Raw genomic sequence first — 15,748 nt, 5'->3', positions numbered from 1 at the left:
AACCCATATCAGGCGTGCCCATCCAAACGGCAAGCCCACCCCCTTCCGTACATGGAGCAGGTAGGCTGGATGCTGCGGGCGTACATCCAGCAATGATCATTCGTCACGAGGGCATATTTGTTGTCCCCCAATGCACCAAGGACGTTTAGCCAGATTGGTCCCACCAATGTAGCAGATCGGAAATCAATCAGCTTTAGGATCGCGGATCACGGTCGGGTTAGGCTGGGGATCCGTTGTCGCTTGCGGGCGCGAGCGGAACAGGTCCTGGGTCAGCGTGTAATTTTTGCTAGCCAGGCTCAGCAGCTGTTCTGTTCGCTGCTGATTTTCAGCAGCGTTGCGGGCCTGATTTTCTTCCGCCTCCGATGCTTGTGAGGACAGAATGGTCTGGCGATCCTGGGTCGCGATGTTGGCTGCAGACGTATCAGGATTACGCTGTTCGACCGCTCTGGCCATCCTGTCCATATTGGCAGCGGGCTCGGGCGAGGAGGATGCCGATTGCGCAGATCCTCCAGAAGATGTCGCTGATGCCGATGCAGTTTGGTCGTTCGACGACGGCGACGCTGGTGTCGAACGCGGCGCTTCTACAGGTTGGCTTGACGACGTTTCTTGCGACCGGGTCTGTTGCGTCTGCTGTGTCTCAGCTGGCTGGTTCTGACTTGTTTCGGTCCTGGCAGGCGTCGCCTGAGTTTCCTGAGGCGGGGTGGTATTTTTCGATGAACTGCTTCCTGAAAAAGGAGATGCAAAACTGGTGATCAACATGATGGCTCCTGGATGTTTTGTAATTTGTTAACCTTTTGTTCACCATTTTCGCCATGTAATAGTCTAGAAAATTTTAGCGTATTTGCGGAGTTAATATGCTAAACATATAATATATAAAAATTGATGGTAACGCCTATTTGATTTTCATTCGTGCTATCACGATGGAACGTCACATTAGGAATCCATCATGACTATTTCCATCTTCAAGCTTCCGGTTTTTGCTGTAATCCTGGTTTCACTGGCGGCCTGCGCCAACAAATCGGATGAGATTGCAGCGAGTTTTGTTTCTCCTACTCCGTACCAGGGTATGACATGTCAGCAATTGGCCGCTGAAGCGCAGGTCGTTGCCAATCGCGCCGCTGCCGCTTCCACGGCTCAGGATAAGAAAGCCAGCAATGATGCAGTCGCCACCGGCGTCGGCGTGGTTCTGTTCTGGCCGGCTCTCTTTTTCATCAAAGGTGATGGGTCGCAGGCTGCCGAAGTTGGGCGCCTGAAAGGGGAAATGCAGGCAATCGAGACGGCAAACACTGCCAATAACTGCAACATCAGGTTTGCATCCTAGATCCCGCATATAGCGTTGGCAGATTGGATAAGAGCGACTCCATTGCTCCTGATCTAAAATATTAAAGCTTCGCTGAACAATCTGGAAAATAAGGCCGTGCAATCGCGCGGCCTCATTTATGTCATTATAAAATACTATGAGATCGCTCGTATATCAACGCGCCGTGAAGCAAGCAGAGATCAAGGTCTTCTACGCATGAAAGTACGCCGTCTATATGACGCTCTGTCGTGGAAGGGTTTCTGTCTATAGAAGCGTTCTAAAACCCAGCAGAGACGCTGCGGGGCTCGCGTAATTATAAGCCGTGTGATGTGGCGCACAATATAACGTCAAAATCACTTTAATCGCCAGATGGGCATCGACGCGCGGTTATGCACGTGGATCTTTCCACGGCTTCAGGGAGCAAAAACGAAAATCTTAATCGTATGGCTACGACTGGCTTGCCATGAATTACTCACGTTGACGTCGTAATTTCAGAAGGTGAGCTATTGGCGGCTATTTGCCACATGGCGTTCAACGGATTTGACAGCACGCCAGCAAAAATGAGAGGTTGTATTTGTTCACATAACCGTGAGGACTGCCATGAAAATTACGAAAAAAGTAGTAAGACAGCTTAAAGGTCCAAAACCTGGATCGGTCCTTTTTCGGCGTCAGCAGATCGAAAATGAACGTCGCAAAACGGAGCAGATCGAGCGGATGATCGAGGCCAAAGTCGACCTTGCCCTGCGCCGGCTGCTTCACTGAAACGCACTTGTTGAAAAGCGTCCCTGCCGGTGAACTGCGCGGGAGAATTCGCCGGTCATAGCTGGGACATGGTTTGGTTGCGACTTTTTCCAAGTCGAAGCCTTATCCCGTACCACCAGCTTTAAGTTAGGCTGTTTCTCATTTCCCATTCGGTCATCCGAGCGCCCAACGTGATGACATAGCGTGCCACAGCGCTGTGCATATCTTGGGGTGGAACGGATGCATCCATGACCGCATAGAGGGATTTTGCTGCGACATAATCACCCGTGCAGGTGATTTCAGGTGCTCCGCCCAAACCGTAGAAATTTTCCAAAGCTATTTCAATCTGATCCTCGGGAACGCCTGCAAATATGAACTGCAACCGAAGGCTGTGATCTTCCATCTGCGCATTCTCCAAAACACAGTGATAGATAACGCTTTATACAATCTATGCGGTTTCAATACAACTTTCGGATTACACGTGTTCAGGCTGTGCAATCAGCAAGCTTCGCATACCGAAAGCCTATTTGAGCGGCATCGTCTATGGCCGTATTGCTGCCAAACCATTTATTCATACAGACATATAGCCACGCATACCGAATAGCTTGTTTCTGAAAGCTTATGGAGGCGATGCCAAGCAGCTTTAGGGTGTGCGTCTGAGGCGGCCCACGAGCGGTTGTCACCAGAAATGCTAAAAACCAAAGCGTTCTGCAGGGTCATATCAATGGGACGGTAATGTTTGTCGTGCAAAACGTCCGGAGTGACATAAGGGGTTGCCTTTTTTCAGACTGCTCGATGACAGAATCACCCGGCAGAGCGGATTAGATCCGGGGAGCCGCTGGCGCCCTTTCGGTCATGCAACGTCACTTACCAACGACAGAGTTCCTGGTACCGATGCAGGAGCCGTCTTTTTCCCACGCAGGGCGCGCTTCCGCGTCAATTGAAAGCCTCTCCCATGCTGACCACAGAAAGTGCCGTGCTTGATCGTCTACGCTCGCGCGCTGCGCGTTTCATGGTGCTTTTCCTTTGGCTGCATGTTCCCCTATCTGCCTTCGTGTCGGCCAGTCTGGCGACAGGTGCGTGGATCGGTCCCGTCGCCATCGCTGCCCTTGCGGCGATCGCTACCCTGGATTGGATGCGAGCAAAGACAGGCTACGGCCCTCAGATCACCATCGCGACCAGTCTTGCTCTGGTCGTGGCTGTGTTGGTCTTTCAGCTGCGCGGACATGTCTGGCAGATCGATGCCCATATGTATTTCTTCGCGGCGTTTGCCACGGTCGCAGTGTTCTGCGACTGGCGCCCCCTCATCGGTTATGCCGGCACGGTCGCGGGCCATCATCTTCTCCTCAACGTCCTGATCCCGCAGGCCGTGTTTCCTGGAGAAGGCGATCTTGCACGGGTGCTCATGCACGCTGTCGTTCTGGCCGTTCAGACTGCGGCATTGATCTGGCTTGCGCAGCATCTTCGGAAGGCATTCAGCGAGTCAGCCGACGCGATCGAGGCGGTGCATCTGGCACAGGCGGAGGGAGAGCGACTTGCCGGGGAACAACGACAGACCGCGGCGCGTGAAGCAGAAACGAGCATGCGTCTTGCCGCCTTGCAGGAGCGGGTCGTGCGTGAAATCTCGGCGGGCCTTGAACGCCTGGCAATGGGAGATCTGACCACACCGATCGATAGCTCCCCCCACGATCCATTTCCGGCTGAATACGACATGCTGCGCCAAAGCTTCAACCGCGTGACACTGCAGCTTGGGCAGGTGTTCGAGCAGATCACGTCCGTCGCGGGCAGTGTCCGGGCCGGCTCCGACGAGATCGATCAAGCCGCGCAGCATCTTGCCGTGCGCGCCGAGACGCAGGCGGCAACGCTCGAAGAGAGCGCGGCAGCGCTTCAGCAGATGACCAGCAGTGTCCGCTCCTCGGCAGCACGCGCCTTCGACGCCCAGGAAGCGGGGCGCGAGAACAGCACATGTGCCCGAGCTGGCGCACTTGTCGCTCAGGAGGCCATCAGTGCCATGCAGGAGATCGAGCGCAGCGCCATGCAGGTGAAACAAATCATCGACGTGATCGAAGCGATCGCGTTCCAGACCAATCTCTTGGCGATCAATGCGGGGGTCGAGGCGGCCCGCGCGGGCGATGCGGGACGCGGATTTGCCGTCGTTGCCTCTGAAGTGCGCGGCCTCGCGCAGCGCGCTTCGACATCAGCCAAGGATATCAGAGGGCTGATTGCTGAAAGTACCGCACATGTGCAGGCGGGATCGGCACTGGTCGGACGGACCGGCCAGAGCCTCGAGGATATTCTCAGGATTGCCCTCAATGTGCAGGGAATGATGGATGATTTGTCCGCTGCGGCGCGCGAGCAAGCGATCGGTCTGGAAGAGATCAACTCCGGCGTGAACCTTCTTGATCAGGTAACCCAACACAATGCCGCCGTGGCCGAGCAGACAACCGCAACGGCCGGTACCCTTCGACAGCACTCCAATGAACTGGTCGCGATCCTGGGCCAATTCCAGTTACCCAATGCCAGTATGGGCCCAGCAAATTTCGGAAGAAGGCCGTTAGGCCCTTATGCGACCAGACGCGCTGTTATGCCTTAAAGACCTATGTCGGCGGCATGACACTGCCCAACACATGATGCTCATCAAAGGCCTGTGATGGAGCATTTAACCTAGGTGTGATGGTGAGACGCAATATTGCTGACTCGCACTTCGCATCCATGACGATACGCCCCTGTGGCGCAGTGTCCCGGATACTTAGAATGCATCATGCTTTGCGTACGATGAAGTTGCGCGCTTCACGTATGATGGTCTCGTAACACTCATCTCGAGGATCGCCATGCCACAAAAATCCGCCGCACTGTCCGCACTTTCCGCAAGCCCTGCCGACAGTACGGCGATTCAGAATACACTTGATACCGTGCGCGAGACACTGGGGATGGAAGTCGCCTATCTCTCCGAATTCGTGCAGGAACGGGCGATTTTTCGGGCGGTCAGTGCCCCTGGCCTCGAGGCGATGATCCGCCCGAGCCAGAGCATGGATCTAAGGGAAGTCTACTGCAAACACATCCTGGATGGCGGTCTGCCCAGCTTGATCACCGATACCAGTCAGCACGCCATCGCGACTGATCTGCCGATCACGCAGATGATCCCGATCGGCAGCCATCTGTCCGTGCCCGTCAGGCGGGCCGATGGCAGCGTCTTCGGAATGTTCTGCTTTCTCAGTCGCCATGCAAGGCCTGATCTTGGGCAGGAAGATCTGACCATGGTGTTGGCACAGTCTGTGGGTGTCGGGACACGACTGTTCGGAGCACCGGATCGTGCCACTGACAAGGAATGTTAACCAAAAACTCCAGTTTCAGACGGTCCGATGCGTCACTCGCAGAGCGTATCGACCGCTATCTCTTCTCGCGTTGGACTCAAAGCGCTTCCATAGGCTGCCAGCCTGTCAGCGGTCGATGCAGGATGCTGTCGAACTTAAACCAGACCCCTCCTCCCATGTCCTGCACATGGTCCCGGTCGATGGTGCGGCCTGACAAGCCGCAGTAGAGCAATGCCCCCACGCCGCCATGTCCCACGATCAGGACATCCCCTAGGAGGTCTCTATCGAGACAAGCGTCAACCTCCGACATGATCCTCCGCTGTGCTGCCGACGCCGCCTCCCAACCCCGCACGCTTCTTTCAAGCTGAGAAAAGAAGGCCGAAGAAGTCTGTTCGAGCTCACGCTTGCTGAGAAAACCGGTCGAGGATTGATCATGCTCGCGCATGTTTTCACGAACATCGACGGTAAGACCGAGAGCTTGCGCCAGAGGGGTAGCGGTTTCAATGGCCGTCGTTTCCGGACTGGAAACGATGTGGCGCGTGAATTGCAGGCGACTGTGCCGGGACGCCAGTCGCGCGACACGCGATGCGCCGGTCGAGTTCAAGGACCAGGATCGGCTGCCCTTGATGGGTTCGATCAGGATCTGGGGGTGTGTGAGGTAGCGGACAGCCGGCGCCATGACAAACCCCTTGGGTTCATACGACTGATTGACTGTCGTCCCGCAAGGCCTCCCGGTCAAGAGCAATGATGAGCTGGCATCCTACCCGTTGTGAGGTGCCGCACGCTGGCGTCAGCGGCGGGATAGGGCTATGACCGCAACCGCCATGCCTTCAGGATCGGCAGAGACGCGACATCGAAATATGTCAGCCTCATCCTGCACCGTCCTCAGGTTGGAGCAGCCTCCTTGAGCGGCACTGCGTATGCAGACAGAAAGAGACGCGTTGCTCCAAGCACGATCTCTTCTCGCTGTGCTTTGGTCGGTACCGACCCGGCAAACAGGGCATCTTGCTGGACTTGTCCCGCAACCATCGCAATTAGCTGACGCGCCGAGAAACCAACGTCATGGGCCTTGATCTGCCCAAACTTGATCCATCCGTCGATCATGACGGCAAGCGGGTTCGTGACGTAAGCAAAAACCGCCCGCTCATATTCGGCTGCATCTTGCGGAAAGCGGAGTGCTTCTGCCGTCATGAGCCGCAGCAAGCTGAGACTGGGTTTGCTTGAGGCCCATTGCGCCAATGCTGTCAGCACCTTGGGAAGGGCCTTGTCGACGTTGCCATTTCGATACTGATCAAATGACACCTGATTGGGAATGTCACTGATCGCTGCTCGCACGACCTCTCGAAACATCACCGACTTATCGGGAAAATAACTGTACAGCGTCGCTTTCGAGACCTGTGCCTCGCGCGAGATATCGTCGACACTGGCCCCGGAATATCCGTCACGAAGAAACACGACCGCAGCACCGTCACGAACCTGTTCAAGTTTCCGACCCGGCTTCATTGTCCGTTTTAGTTTTTTTTCGGTCGTCATCGTCATCCTTAAGGCTTTGGGGCGGTGCACATGATGACGCCTGATCACGTCTGAAATGCCTGAATGGCAAAGATTACCGGCATGACTTTTTAAAACGGCAGAGTTTCGCTTGCGCCCATTTTAAAAAATCATGTGCCATGATCATCTCACTGCTGGCGAGGACGGGTTTCAATACGGGGATCGGTCATACGCGCCTCAGGTGCAAATCATATTGCCGAAGGGTTTTTCAATAGGCTCTTCCTGAAGTTGAGAGGGGTAGCTCGTGCTACCCCTCTCATTTTCTGATCAATCAGTCAGTGCGACATAATCGCCAGCTGATCAAAGATCCTTGGCGGGACGAGCAGCGCTGTCTCCAGCCACGCGCTCGTCATCGATCTCGACTTCGGTATGGCGCAGCGTGTCCCGGACGGTCTCGGTGCGTTCGCTCGCTTCCGTCTCCAGGCTGATCTCCTCGACGACACGGGCTTCCTTGGACACGACAGCCTCTTCATGACGCTCGGTGGCCTCAACGGTTCGCTCGGCGAAGATGCCATCGCCGGGATTTACCGCGCGGTCGACGGGACGCCGCGTGACGTGGACAGTTTCATCGCGCAGCGTCACCTGCTCTTCGACAGGGGTCTCGACGACATAGGACCGGATGCGCACACGGCCATGATCGGTTTCCCGCTTCCCGACGCGCAGGTTCTCCTTCATGACCTCGATGGTGCCCTCATCGGCGCCCATAGCTGGGGTATCATAAGGTGCGGTAGGTGCCACACCTGCGGTGCTGCGTGCGGCAAGGGCCGCTGCACCGCCATCCCAGCCTTCGTTGCGCCATTCGGTCTCGCGTTGGTCCATGTCGATCGTCCCCTCGTCATCGAGGATGTCGATGATCCGATCCCGGTTGGCCGCAGTGGTCTGCACCGACACCAGGTATCCGCCGCGATTCAAGCCTTCGGCATAGGTATGCTTGTCCTCGTCGGGCATGAAAAAATCGCCGAGGGCTTCGAAAAAGCCCCGGTCCTCGTCACGAGCGGTCGTGGTTGACACTGCAGTCGTGTCACGGCCTGCAACGATATCGATCTTTGAAGATGACAGGCCTTCGGCCTCAATGCGACGAACGGCATTCTCGGCCTCTTCCCGGCTATCGAAGAAAGCGGTGATCTGCTGGTTATTGCGCTCGGTGGACATATTGTCAGTGAAAGACATTTCTCTGCTCCTGGTAAGGGTCCCGAACACTGCGTTGGGACCGGTTCGTTCGATGGTGGCAGTCTGTTTTCGCAGTTCGACGTCGATGCTCTTGGTATCGATCGACGTGATGGATCGAATATGAAGCTCCTCCTTCACCAAAAGGCGGATTTCGGTCACTGCGACTTCTTCAATGACGGGAACAACATACGTGTCGCCCTCGTAGCGGGGTTGGGGCGTTGGTTCGTCCTTCTCCAGCATGCGGTTCACCGCCATTCGTTCGATCACTGTCTCGGTCCTTGCGAGCTCGACAACTTCCTGATGGACATCAGAGGATGTCGTCGCGCGGACCGTGACCTTTCCCGTGACCACGTCGTTGATGATGATCTTCGCGCGCTCCTCTGCGAGAGCGATGGTTTGCACAGAAGTCGTCTCAACCGATTGACTCTTCATGGGAAAGATCCTGTTCTTATCGACGAATGGGTCAGATAGTGCGGCGACGAGCCGTGACGACAGGCTCAATGACGCCCATCCGCCCACCGAACCATCCGGCCAAGGCACCCAGGATCAACACGACGGCTGCCAGAAGAGCACCACGCGTGGCAGCCTTCGTGGCCGTGTCAGCAGCCTCCGTCGCAGCAGCCTGCGCCGTGTCCACGGCTTCGGTGAACTGCGCTTGATACTCCTCGATCTGCTGCTGGGCTTCAGGAACGGGAATACCTTGTGCCTGGGAAAGTGCCTGAGCCGCCTGACGGCGGGCCTGGTCGGCTTCAGCTTCGGTTCCGGTCAGCGCCGTACGCACTGCAGCGATGGCCGCATCACGAGCAGCTTCCGGATCGGCATCGGCGGGCACGGAACCGCGGATCCGCTCTTCAATCGCCGTGAACGGATCGTTGGGAATGGCCGAGCCGACGACGGAACTCGCAGTGTTGGCAGCACCCCCTACGACGTTTCCGACCGTCCCGACCGCACCGCCGACAAGGCTCGTAACGCTGGAGCCGATCAGGTAGATCACGAAGATCGTGGAAACGGCCCAAGCCGTCAGGCCATGCCACCCGGCTGTTGACGGTTTGGGTTTGCCCGACAGACGACCAGCAGCCACACCACCCAACAGAGCTGCCAGGATGGTGGAAATGGCAAACCAGATCCCTGCACCGATCCCAAACGCGCCGGCTGTCGGATTGTCACCAGTGCCGGGGTCAAGCGTTGCCGCGCCCACTCCGACGCCGACCATGTTCAAGACGACCTGTGCGGAAACGGCGATGACTGCACCTGCAAAGATCGCCCCCCAGGAGACCTGATTGATCATCACCGAACGGGCATCCTCCGCGGGCGTCACCGCGCTCATTGAGATATCAGACGTCCCACTATCAGAAGAATATCCTGATCTCGTATCTGAGGTTTGAGCCATACTGCATTCTCGCTTTTTCATGGATGTCAGAGGATGGTCGGGCCGCCAGATACGAATTACAAACCAAGTAAAAACCATTTACATTGCGCGAGGATAAAATGACGGCCCGTTCGGGGTACGATATGCGCATTCGTCCCTTCGTGGCTTGTTAACCAAGACGACTTTAATACGTTCCTTTAACAAAAGGTACATTGGGAAGTTTGCTAAAGAAAAAGCTCGAACGATTAAGAGGGTACGTTTTTCGGCCCTCAGAGCCTGAACTATTCTGGCGCAACGCTGTTCTTCCGGCGACCGGTCGCATTCACCGGAGAGGCGAGGATTATCGCTTCAGCATCTCAAAGGACCCGGAACGGCATGGACGAACTGCTTGATGCAGACGGCGGGCTTGGACCGATCGTGACGAAACTCGAGGCCTGGACCGAGGGACTCATTCGGCTGACACCCAATCTGATCAGCGCCGTCCTTCTCCTGCTGGTCCTCTACGTCGTCGCTCGCGCATTCAGTTATAGCGTCAGTCGGACGTTGAGGTATCGCGGCAGGCCCGCACTGGCCAATGTCGGCTCCGCCCTGGTGCGGTGGTCAATCATGATCCTGGCCCTGCTTTTGGCCGCGACGATCGTTCTTCCCTCGCTCCGCCCCGGAGACCTTCTTTCAGGACTGGGGATCGGCTCCGTCGCCATCGGCTTTGCGTTCAAGGATATCCTGCAGAACCTGCTGTCCGGTATTCTGATCCTTTTGCGACAGCCTTTTCGTGTCGGCGATCAAATCGTGGTCAACGGCTTCGAGGGAACCGTCGAAGACATCGAGACGCGGGCGACATACATCAAGACCTACGATGGACGGCGCGTCGTCATTCCAAACTCTCAGATCTACACGGGGACGTTTACGGTCAACACGGCGTTCGACTTCCGGCGGTCGGAATATGATGTCGGGATCGGCGCCAGCGATGACTGGGACAAGGCGATGCAGCTGATGGTCGAGGCTGCGGCGTCGACTGAAGGCGTCCTTGCCGATCCCTCCCCCGAAGCATTTCCTATCGGTATCGACGCTTATCAGAACACCATCCGTCTGCGCTGGTGGACGAAGCCTGATCGCGCCAGCGTCATCCATACCCAAGGCCGGGTCATCCTGGCAACCTTCAAGGCGCTCAACGGGGCCGGGATCGATATGCCCTATCCAACGCAGGTGCATCTTTGGCACGACCAGACAGAAGACACCGACGGTGATCGCAAAAGACAGCGCGAGGGGTGGCCTGCCGGCAGAGGCGATGTCCCGCGCTCCCGGTTCGATGCCGCGAAGGAGGCATCGAGGGAAAACCAATCGTCCAGGTCAGACTGATACGGTCTCCATGATGAAACTTTCCTGATGAGGCGGGATTCACCCCGTCTATCTGAATGATCCACGCATGTTGTTTTGTCCAAAAGCCAAGATTGGCTCAAGAGTTACAAGAGCAGACCGATGCTAGAGAAACTGTCTGAAGCGCCTGATCCCTATATCCTTGTCCTGATGGCATTCGGAGTGCTTATCGCCCTCGTGGCATGGCTGCCGCTGGTGCTTCGCCGCCTGCCCCTGTCGCTTCCGATCGTGTGTATTCTCATCGGGGTCGGGCTGGGGCTGGTTCCTGGGCTACGGTTCGACCCCTCGCCTCTGAAGTATCCCGAGATCGCCGAACGGTTCTCCGAGTTCGTGGTGATCATCGCGCTCATGGGGGCAGGTCTGAAGATCGACCGGGTCCTCGGACTTCGGTCATGGATGATCACCTGGAGGCTCATCTTCCTGACCCTCCCCCTGGGGATCGCGCTCATCGCACTTCTGGGTGGGACATGGCTTGCCTTGCCGTGGACCATGGCCCTTCTGCTCGGTGCCGTGCTTGCCCCGACGGATCCGGTGCTGGCCTCGGACGTTCAGGTCGGTCCGCCAAAGTCGGGTGAGGAAGATGAGGTCCGTTTCGCGCTGACCTCGGAGGCCGGCATTAATGACGGTGCCGCTTTTCCCTTCGTCCACCTGGCCATCGTCCTGTCAGCAGCGGCCGTGACACAGGAGCCCTGGCTCTGGGACTGGCTGAGCTACAATGTCCTGTGGGAAATCGGTATCGGTGTCCTGGGCGGCTATCTGATTGGCAAGCTCTTCGGGTGGATCACATTCCACATTCCTGCCGAGAGCAAACTGGCCCAGACTGGTGACGGGCTGATCGCGCTTGCCGCGACATTCATCTCCTACGGCTTCACAGAGACCCTCCACTCCTACGGGTTTCTATCGGTGTTCGTCACAGCGTTGACCTTCCGTCAGGCTCATCGGGATCACGATTTTCATACGGACATGCACGATCTGACAGAGCAGGTCGAACGGATCGCGATGATGATCCTGCTCCTCATGTTCGGAGGTGCACTGGCCAATGGACTGTTGGCAGCCCTTCGCCCGGTGGACATCGCAGGCGCGCTGCTCATCCTTTTGATCATTCGCCCCGTGACCGGAATGATCGGCCTCGGTGGCACGAAGGCGACGCTCGGCGAACGCTTGACCATCTCGTTCTTCGGGATCCGCGGGATCGGTTCGTTCTATTATCTGGCTTACGGCCTCAACCACATCGACGATTTGACCCATGCCGCGCGTCTATGGGCTATTGTGGGGCTCGTGGTGCTGCTGTCCATCATCATGCACGGCCTCACAGTGACCCCAATCATGAGGCGACTGGACCTCACGCACGGTCGTGACCCTGATGCGGATGATGCCGTGCCCCCACCGGGCTTTCAGGGGCCTGCTGCCTGACACATGCGTCAGCAACGCGACGCAGATAAAAAAGGGCCCCTTAAGGGGCCCTTGCTAGTTGTTACGATGGAAGAACCTTATGCGTGCTCAGACTCGTCCTCGTCGTATTCCGCAGCGGCGTCGTTGATCGTGTCCTCGGCGAGTTCTGAGAGCTTGCTGTCTGCAGCGCTCTCCTGGTCCAGAATGGTCTCGAGATGGGCTTTCGCCTCGTCCAAGCCGAGAGCATCCGCAAAGGCGCTCATGGAGCCGTAGCGGGTGATCTCGTAATGCTCGACGGCCTGGCAGCTGAAGATGATGGCTGCATCGCCAGCGGCAGTTCCTCCAAAATCTTCAAGCAGGCTCTCGCTCTCCTCGAGGATGCCATCGATGGCGTCGCATTTCTCGGCTTTGGCGCGCTTGCCCAAAAGCGCAAAGATCGCCTCCAGACCCTCGATCTGCCCGGCCGTCTCCTCGCGGTGCTGGGTCAGAGCCTCAACCAGGTCCGGGTGGTTGGCCGCCTTGATCATCTTGGGCAGAGATTTGTAGATCTTCTTCTCGGCATAATACATATCCGCCAGCGCATGTTCGAAGAGATCAGCCAAACCCTTCGACTCGCTGGCCTGCTTGGATGCCTTGGCGGAGGCCGCTTTGGCAGCGATGGTCTGGGAGCGCTTCGCACGTGTTTCAGCACTGGCTTTTTCGGCTTTCCCACGTGCAGCTTTGCTCGATTTCGACGCTTTTTCCTTTGCCTTGGTCGACGTCTCGTCAGCAGCCTTTTTCTCTTTTGCCATGATCAGGTTCTCTCTCGCGTGTTGGTTGGATAATTGTGGAATTGCCTGCTGAAACGCCGGTGTTTAGGCGGCTGTTCCCACGGCAGCGCGGCATTTGTTATCGGGCAGCCAGTCGCAAATGTTCCGCTGTTGGTTTTCGGGTTTCCCGGCCCTGAGGCCAAAAGGCGTGAACGGCGTACGCGGCGGCCAGACCGAGGACAGCGCCGGCTGCAACATCAATGGGATAATGCTTACCGCGGGGCACCTGAATCCCGGCAATCATCGCAGCAACTGCCAGGGCCGGAACGGCTGTCTGCGGCAGATCGCGCGCCATGACGGTGGCCACAGCCACGGCTCCGGCAGTGTGACCGGACGGAAACGAAGTGTCGTGTCCGCCTTCGCTTTCACCCGCCTCGCATTCATAGGTCTGCTCTTCGATCATGACTTTCGGGCGGGTCCGCTTGAAATTGTTCTTGATGATTCGTTTGACAGAGTTTGCAAGAACATGAGCGGTCATCATCTTGAGGCCGACCTGCGTCATCTGTGGTCGATGGGTAATCGCCCCTGCCCCGATCATTGCGGCACAGACGATCGACAGCGGGATCTGATCAGCAATTTCGCTGGCAGTCCCGAGTGTTTTGACCACTGGATGATGGCGGTGGCGCGCAGCAGAGCGTGCAACTTCCGTGTCCGCTTCTTCGACGACGCTGGCGGCGTCGGGAGAGACTTTTTTTTCGTGACCGTTCGTGCCCATTTGGATCGCTTTCTTGCTGATCTTGTGCTGCCCATGCGGCAGGCACAATGAAGCAAGCAAAGCTCTTCCTGGTTCCGGCAATAAAAGATGTAGCGTGAGAAACAGAGGCTATTATCGTTGGCAGGTTCTTGCTTGATAAAGATTCATCAACTGTTGTTCTGACGCATGATCCAACCGGGCTGCGATGGCGGAAGTCTGCGCCCGCCCGGATCATGCTTTTCCATCGCGCGGCGTTTGCCTTAAATCAGAACTCTCACTTCCAATTCTACATAATCATCGCTGCGGGCGACGGCACAGCCGTCATTGTTCGACAGGACAATGACGGGGATGCCGCGCAACGACATATCAAACACGCGTTCACAGCTGACGTAAAAGTTGTTGCAGTCGATCAGCGCAATGGGGCGGTCGGATTGCTCCACCGTGCCTGCCCCTACTCGATGGGCAGGCGGCGGACGACACCGGCGACAACCCCCCATATCTCGGTCGTCTCCGTGACCGGGATTGTGGCATAGCCATCCGCACGGGCGCGCGGATCGAGAAACCAAACGCCGTCGCGCTTGGCGAGCTTCTTGACGGTAATGGCCCCATCGACCACCGCGACGACGATGCGGCCATGGCGGCGCTTGCCAGCGCGATCCACGGCAATCAGATCGCCGTCCAGAATGCCCTCTGCCTCCAGACTGTCGCCGGACACGCGCCACCAAAAGGTCGCATGCTCATGCCGCACCACCCACTTGATCGGGTCGATTGTATCCTCAAGATCATCCGCAGCGGGTGACGGCAAACCGGCCGGAACCGGCATGGATGCCAAGGGCACATGCCGGTCTACGAGCGTGATCTTGATAGGGCTTAAGTGCAGGGTCATGGCTATAAGCGGACATACATCGCGTTGATTGCAGCATAGACGCCGCAGAGAAAGTCGAGAGCGCCTTGTTTAAGTGGAAAGTCGGCCATATGGGACGTTATCTCCTGGTGTAGACGTTGATTGGATCACGGGATAAAAGCCGTTCTCAAGGGCTTGATAAGTTGGAGGGGTCTGCAAGCCACTTAAGCCTTGCACACATCAGGCCGCCTTCCGGGCGCCAAGAGCATCGAGAATCTGCAGCGCATGGTCGGGATCGCGCACCAAAAGGTGCGAGATCTTTGATCCCACGAACTCGGGGTAGCCGCTAAGATTGCTGTTGCAGCCCTTATTGTCCTCGCCCACGCCAATCCAGCCACGTCCCTTTGGCTCCTTTTCGCGGCGCTCCACGCCCTCCGGAATATCAACCTGAAAGAGGTTCATCTTCTTAATCCAGAAGCCCACGCTGTTTGTGCCGAACTCGACGCCGACATAGCGATCTGCCGCGCTTTCCCAGACCTCGAGATGCACGCCGCGGGTTCCCGCGAGCTTCGGCTGGACCCGATGGTAGCTGCTCTCAAGACGGGCGCGGACAATCTTCGAGATGGACATGGCTGCTCTTGGTTGTTGAAGGTCCGCAGTGGTCTTGTCGCGTATTTGTGCCGCCCCAAGTGCTCGTTTAGGCCACTTTCCGTTCGAAAGCGACCGGGCTTTTCCAGCCCAATGCTGAGTGCCGACGACGCAGATTATAGAAGCCGTTGATCTATAAGAAGATCGCCATCTCAGCTTGACGCCTTGTTGCCCATGACTTCCGCCAGATCAGCTCGGCCTGGTTGGTCTTGAAGAATGTCTCGACGGCCGCATTGTCATAACAATTGCCTTTCGCCGGGACTGGAACCGTCCGTTGCCGCAGGCACAGGAGCCGCTGCGGTTCGCCTAAAGAATCCTGTGCCACCGCGCCAGCTTCGACGCTGAAGAAGAGACATGGCGATGGAAACCCAGCCCGTCTTTTGAAAGGCGGAAGCGACTGATTAAATTGGGCAGAACTCCGGCGGTGCCACGTCCTCAAGCCGCGCGCCCGCGAGGGGAACTTCGACCGAGACCCAGGGTGCGCTCCCGCTCTTGCCAGTCTCCCATGTTGCGACGAGTAGAGCAACATCGCGGGGATC

The 15,748-nt window shown here is 57.1% G+C and carries 17 protein-coding genes and 2 pseudogenes; 6 read left to right on the top strand and 13 right to left on the bottom strand.

From position 1 onward, the window contains the following. Positions 1–183 precede the first annotated feature (183 nt). Entirely contained in the window at positions 184–453 is a 270-nt protein-coding gene (locus tag GBO37_RS19155; RefSeq protein ID WP_252930476.1) for a hypothetical protein, read from the bottom strand. 35 nt (positions 454–488) lie between these two features. On the opposite strand from GBO37_RS19155, the gene GBO37_RS19150 reads away from it, so the two are divergent. Then, positions 489–752 carry a hypothetical protein gene (locus GBO37_RS19150; protein ID WP_252930475.1) on the top strand — a complete coding sequence of 88 codons (264 nt, stop codon included), beginning with the start codon at positions 489–491 and terminating at the stop codon, positions 750–752. A gap of 194 nt (positions 753–946) precedes the next feature. Further along, positions 947–1,321: a hypothetical protein gene (locus tag GBO37_RS19145; protein ID WP_252930474.1), complete on the top strand. Its 375-nt coding sequence runs from the start codon at positions 947–949 to the stop codon at positions 1,319–1,321. A 510-nt stretch (positions 1,322–1,831) separates the two neighbouring features. Here the strand turns inward: GBO37_RS19145 and GBO37_RS19140 are convergent. Both GBO37_RS19140 and GBO37_RS19135 read right to left on the bottom strand, forming a co-directional pair. Then, complete coding sequence (locus tag GBO37_RS19140; protein ID WP_252930473.1) at positions 1,832–2,155, bottom strand: hypothetical protein; 324 nt, start codon at positions 2,153–2,155, stop codon at positions 1,832–1,834. Between the two features lie 28 nt (positions 2,156–2,183). After that, positions 2,184–2,444: a hypothetical protein gene (locus GBO37_RS19135; protein ID WP_252930472.1), complete on the bottom strand. Its 261-nt coding sequence runs from the start codon at positions 2,442–2,444 to the stop codon at positions 2,184–2,186. Positions 2,445–2,996: 552 nt separating this feature from the next. Here GBO37_RS19135 and GBO37_RS19130 point away from each other — a divergent pair. Both GBO37_RS19130 and GBO37_RS19125 read left to right on the top strand, forming a co-directional pair. Beyond that, positions 2,997–4,634: a methyl-accepting chemotaxis protein gene (locus tag GBO37_RS19130; protein WP_252930471.1), complete on the top strand. Its 1,638-nt coding sequence runs from the start codon at positions 2,997–2,999 to the stop codon at positions 4,632–4,634. Between the two features lie 238 nt (positions 4,635–4,872). Further along, entirely contained in the window at positions 4,873–5,376 is a 504-nt protein-coding gene (locus GBO37_RS19125) for a GAF domain-containing protein (protein WP_252930470.1), read from the top strand. Between the two features lie 76 nt (positions 5,377–5,452). Here GBO37_RS19125 and GBO37_RS19120 read toward each other — a convergent pair whose 3' ends face one another. The 4 genes from GBO37_RS19120 to GBO37_RS19105 form a co-directional block, all read right to left on the bottom strand. Beyond that, the gene (locus tag GBO37_RS19120; protein ID WP_252930469.1) at positions 5,453–6,034 is read right to left on the bottom strand and encodes a histidine phosphatase family protein; all 582 of its coding nucleotides are present in this window, start codon (positions 6,032–6,034) and stop codon (positions 5,453–5,455) included. A 206-nt stretch (positions 6,035–6,240) separates the two neighbouring features. Then, entirely contained in the window at positions 6,241–6,888 is a 648-nt protein-coding gene (locus GBO37_RS19115; RefSeq protein ID WP_252930468.1) for a TetR/AcrR family transcriptional regulator, read from the bottom strand. Positions 6,889–7,206: 318 nt separating this feature from the next. Beyond that, positions 7,207–8,508, bottom strand: a complete 1,302-nt coding sequence (locus tag GBO37_RS19110) for a YsnF/AvaK domain-containing protein (protein ID WP_252930467.1) — start codon at positions 8,506–8,508, stop codon at positions 7,207–7,209. A 31-nt stretch (positions 8,509–8,539) separates the two neighbouring features. After that, a complete protein-coding gene (locus GBO37_RS19105) occupies positions 8,540–9,364 on the bottom strand; it encodes a PhnA-like protein (protein WP_252930466.1) in 825 nt (274 codons plus the stop codon). 456 nt (positions 9,365–9,820) lie between these two features. On the opposite strand from GBO37_RS19105, the gene GBO37_RS19100 reads away from it, so the two are divergent. Further along, entirely contained in the window at positions 9,821–10,804 is a 984-nt protein-coding gene (locus GBO37_RS19100) for a mechanosensitive ion channel family protein (protein WP_252930465.1), read from the top strand. A 120-nt stretch (positions 10,805–10,924) separates the two neighbouring features. After that, entirely contained in the window at positions 10,925–12,235 is a 1,311-nt protein-coding gene (locus GBO37_RS19095) for a sodium:proton antiporter (RefSeq protein ID WP_127899655.1), read from the top strand. A 77-nt stretch (positions 12,236–12,312) separates the two neighbouring features. Here the strand turns inward: GBO37_RS19095 and GBO37_RS19090 are convergent, their stop codons facing one another. The 6 genes and pseudogenes from GBO37_RS19090 to GBO37_RS19065 all read right to left on the bottom strand — a co-directional run. Then, the gene (locus tag GBO37_RS19090; protein ID WP_252930464.1) at positions 12,313–13,005 is read right to left on the bottom strand and encodes a ferritin-like domain-containing protein; all 693 of its coding nucleotides are present in this window, start codon (positions 13,003–13,005) and stop codon (positions 12,313–12,315) included. A gap of 97 nt (positions 13,006–13,102) precedes the next feature. After that, a complete protein-coding gene (locus tag GBO37_RS19085) occupies positions 13,103–13,798 on the bottom strand; it encodes a phosphatase PAP2 family protein (protein ID WP_252930463.1) in 696 nt (231 codons plus the stop codon). Between the two features lie 218 nt (positions 13,799–14,016). Continuing rightward, positions 14,017–14,157: pseudogene (locus GBO37_RS19080) on the bottom strand (Y-family DNA polymerase); the annotation flags it as partial. A gap of 11 nt (positions 14,158–14,168) precedes the next feature. Next, positions 14,169–14,603, bottom strand: coding sequence for a LexA family transcriptional regulator (locus tag GBO37_RS19075; protein ID WP_252930461.1), 435 nt, complete (start codon positions 14,601–14,603; stop codon positions 14,169–14,171). 198 nt (positions 14,604–14,801) lie between these two features. Beyond that, the gene (locus tag GBO37_RS19070; protein ID WP_252930460.1) at positions 14,802–15,191 is read right to left on the bottom strand and encodes a hypothetical protein; all 390 of its coding nucleotides are present in this window, start codon (positions 15,189–15,191) and stop codon (positions 14,802–14,804) included. Between the two features lie 67 nt (positions 15,192–15,258). Then, a pseudogene (locus tag GBO37_RS19065) lies at positions 15,259–15,468 on the bottom strand (integrase core domain-containing protein); the annotation flags it as partial. Positions 15,469–15,748 lie beyond the last annotated feature (280 nt).

It is taken from the genome of Paracoccus sp. 08 (genome assembly GCF_024105395.1).
GTDB classification, from domain to species: Bacteria; Pseudomonadota; Alphaproteobacteria; order Rhodobacterales; family Rhodobacteraceae; genus Paracoccus; species Paracoccus marcusii.
Note: the sequence above shows the minus strand (reverse complement) of the source record. Positions and strands in the feature narration are given on the sequence as shown.

Excerpts from the sequence above, each read along its gene's own strand:
- GBO37_RS19155 (WP_252930476.1), bottom strand. The coding sequence starts at position 453 with ATGGCCAGAGCGGTCGAACAGCGTAATCCTGATACGTCTGCAGCCAAC.
- GBO37_RS19150 (WP_252930475.1), top strand. The coding sequence starts at position 489 with ATGCCGATTGCGCAGATCCTCCAGAAGATGTCGCTGATGCCGATGCAG.
- GBO37_RS19145 (WP_252930474.1), top strand. The coding sequence starts at position 947 with ATGACTATTTCCATCTTCAAGCTTCCGGTTTTTGCTGTAATCCTGGTT.
- GBO37_RS19135 (WP_252930472.1), bottom strand. The coding sequence starts at position 2,444 with ATGGAAGATCACAGCCTTCGGTTGCAGTTCATATTTGCAGGCGTTCCC.
- GBO37_RS19130 (WP_252930471.1), top strand. The coding sequence starts at position 2,997 with ATGCTGACCACAGAAAGTGCCGTGCTTGATCGTCTACGCTCGCGCGCT.
- GBO37_RS19125 (WP_252930470.1), top strand. The coding sequence starts at position 4,873 with ATGCCACAAAAATCCGCCGCACTGTCCGCACTTTCCGCAAGCCCTGCC.
- GBO37_RS19120 (WP_252930469.1), bottom strand. The coding sequence starts at position 6,034 with ATGGCGCCGGCTGTCCGCTACCTCACACACCCCCAGATCCTGATCGAA.
- GBO37_RS19115 (WP_252930468.1), bottom strand. The coding sequence starts at position 6,888 with ATGACGACCGAAAAAAAACTAAAACGGACAATGAAGCCGGGTCGGAAA.
- GBO37_RS19110 (WP_252930467.1), bottom strand. The coding sequence starts at position 8,508 with ATGAAGAGTCAATCGGTTGAGACGACTTCTGTGCAAACCATCGCTCTC.
- GBO37_RS19105 (WP_252930466.1), bottom strand. The coding sequence starts at position 9,364 with ATGATCAATCAGGTCTCCTGGGGGGCGATCTTTGCAGGTGCAGTCATC.
- GBO37_RS19100 (WP_252930465.1), top strand. The coding sequence starts at position 9,821 with ATGGACGAACTGCTTGATGCAGACGGCGGGCTTGGACCGATCGTGACG.
- GBO37_RS19095 (WP_127899655.1), top strand. The coding sequence starts at position 10,925 with ATGCTAGAGAAACTGTCTGAAGCGCCTGATCCCTATATCCTTGTCCTG.
- GBO37_RS19090 (WP_252930464.1), bottom strand. The coding sequence starts at position 13,005 with ATGGCAAAAGAGAAAAAGGCTGCTGACGAGACGTCGACCAAGGCAAAG.
- GBO37_RS19075 (WP_252930461.1), bottom strand. The coding sequence starts at position 14,603 with ATGACCCTGCACTTAAGCCCTATCAAGATCACGCTCGTAGACCGGCAT.
- GBO37_RS19070 (WP_252930460.1), bottom strand. The coding sequence starts at position 15,191 with ATGTCCATCTCGAAGATTGTCCGCGCCCGTCTTGAGAGCAGCTACCAT.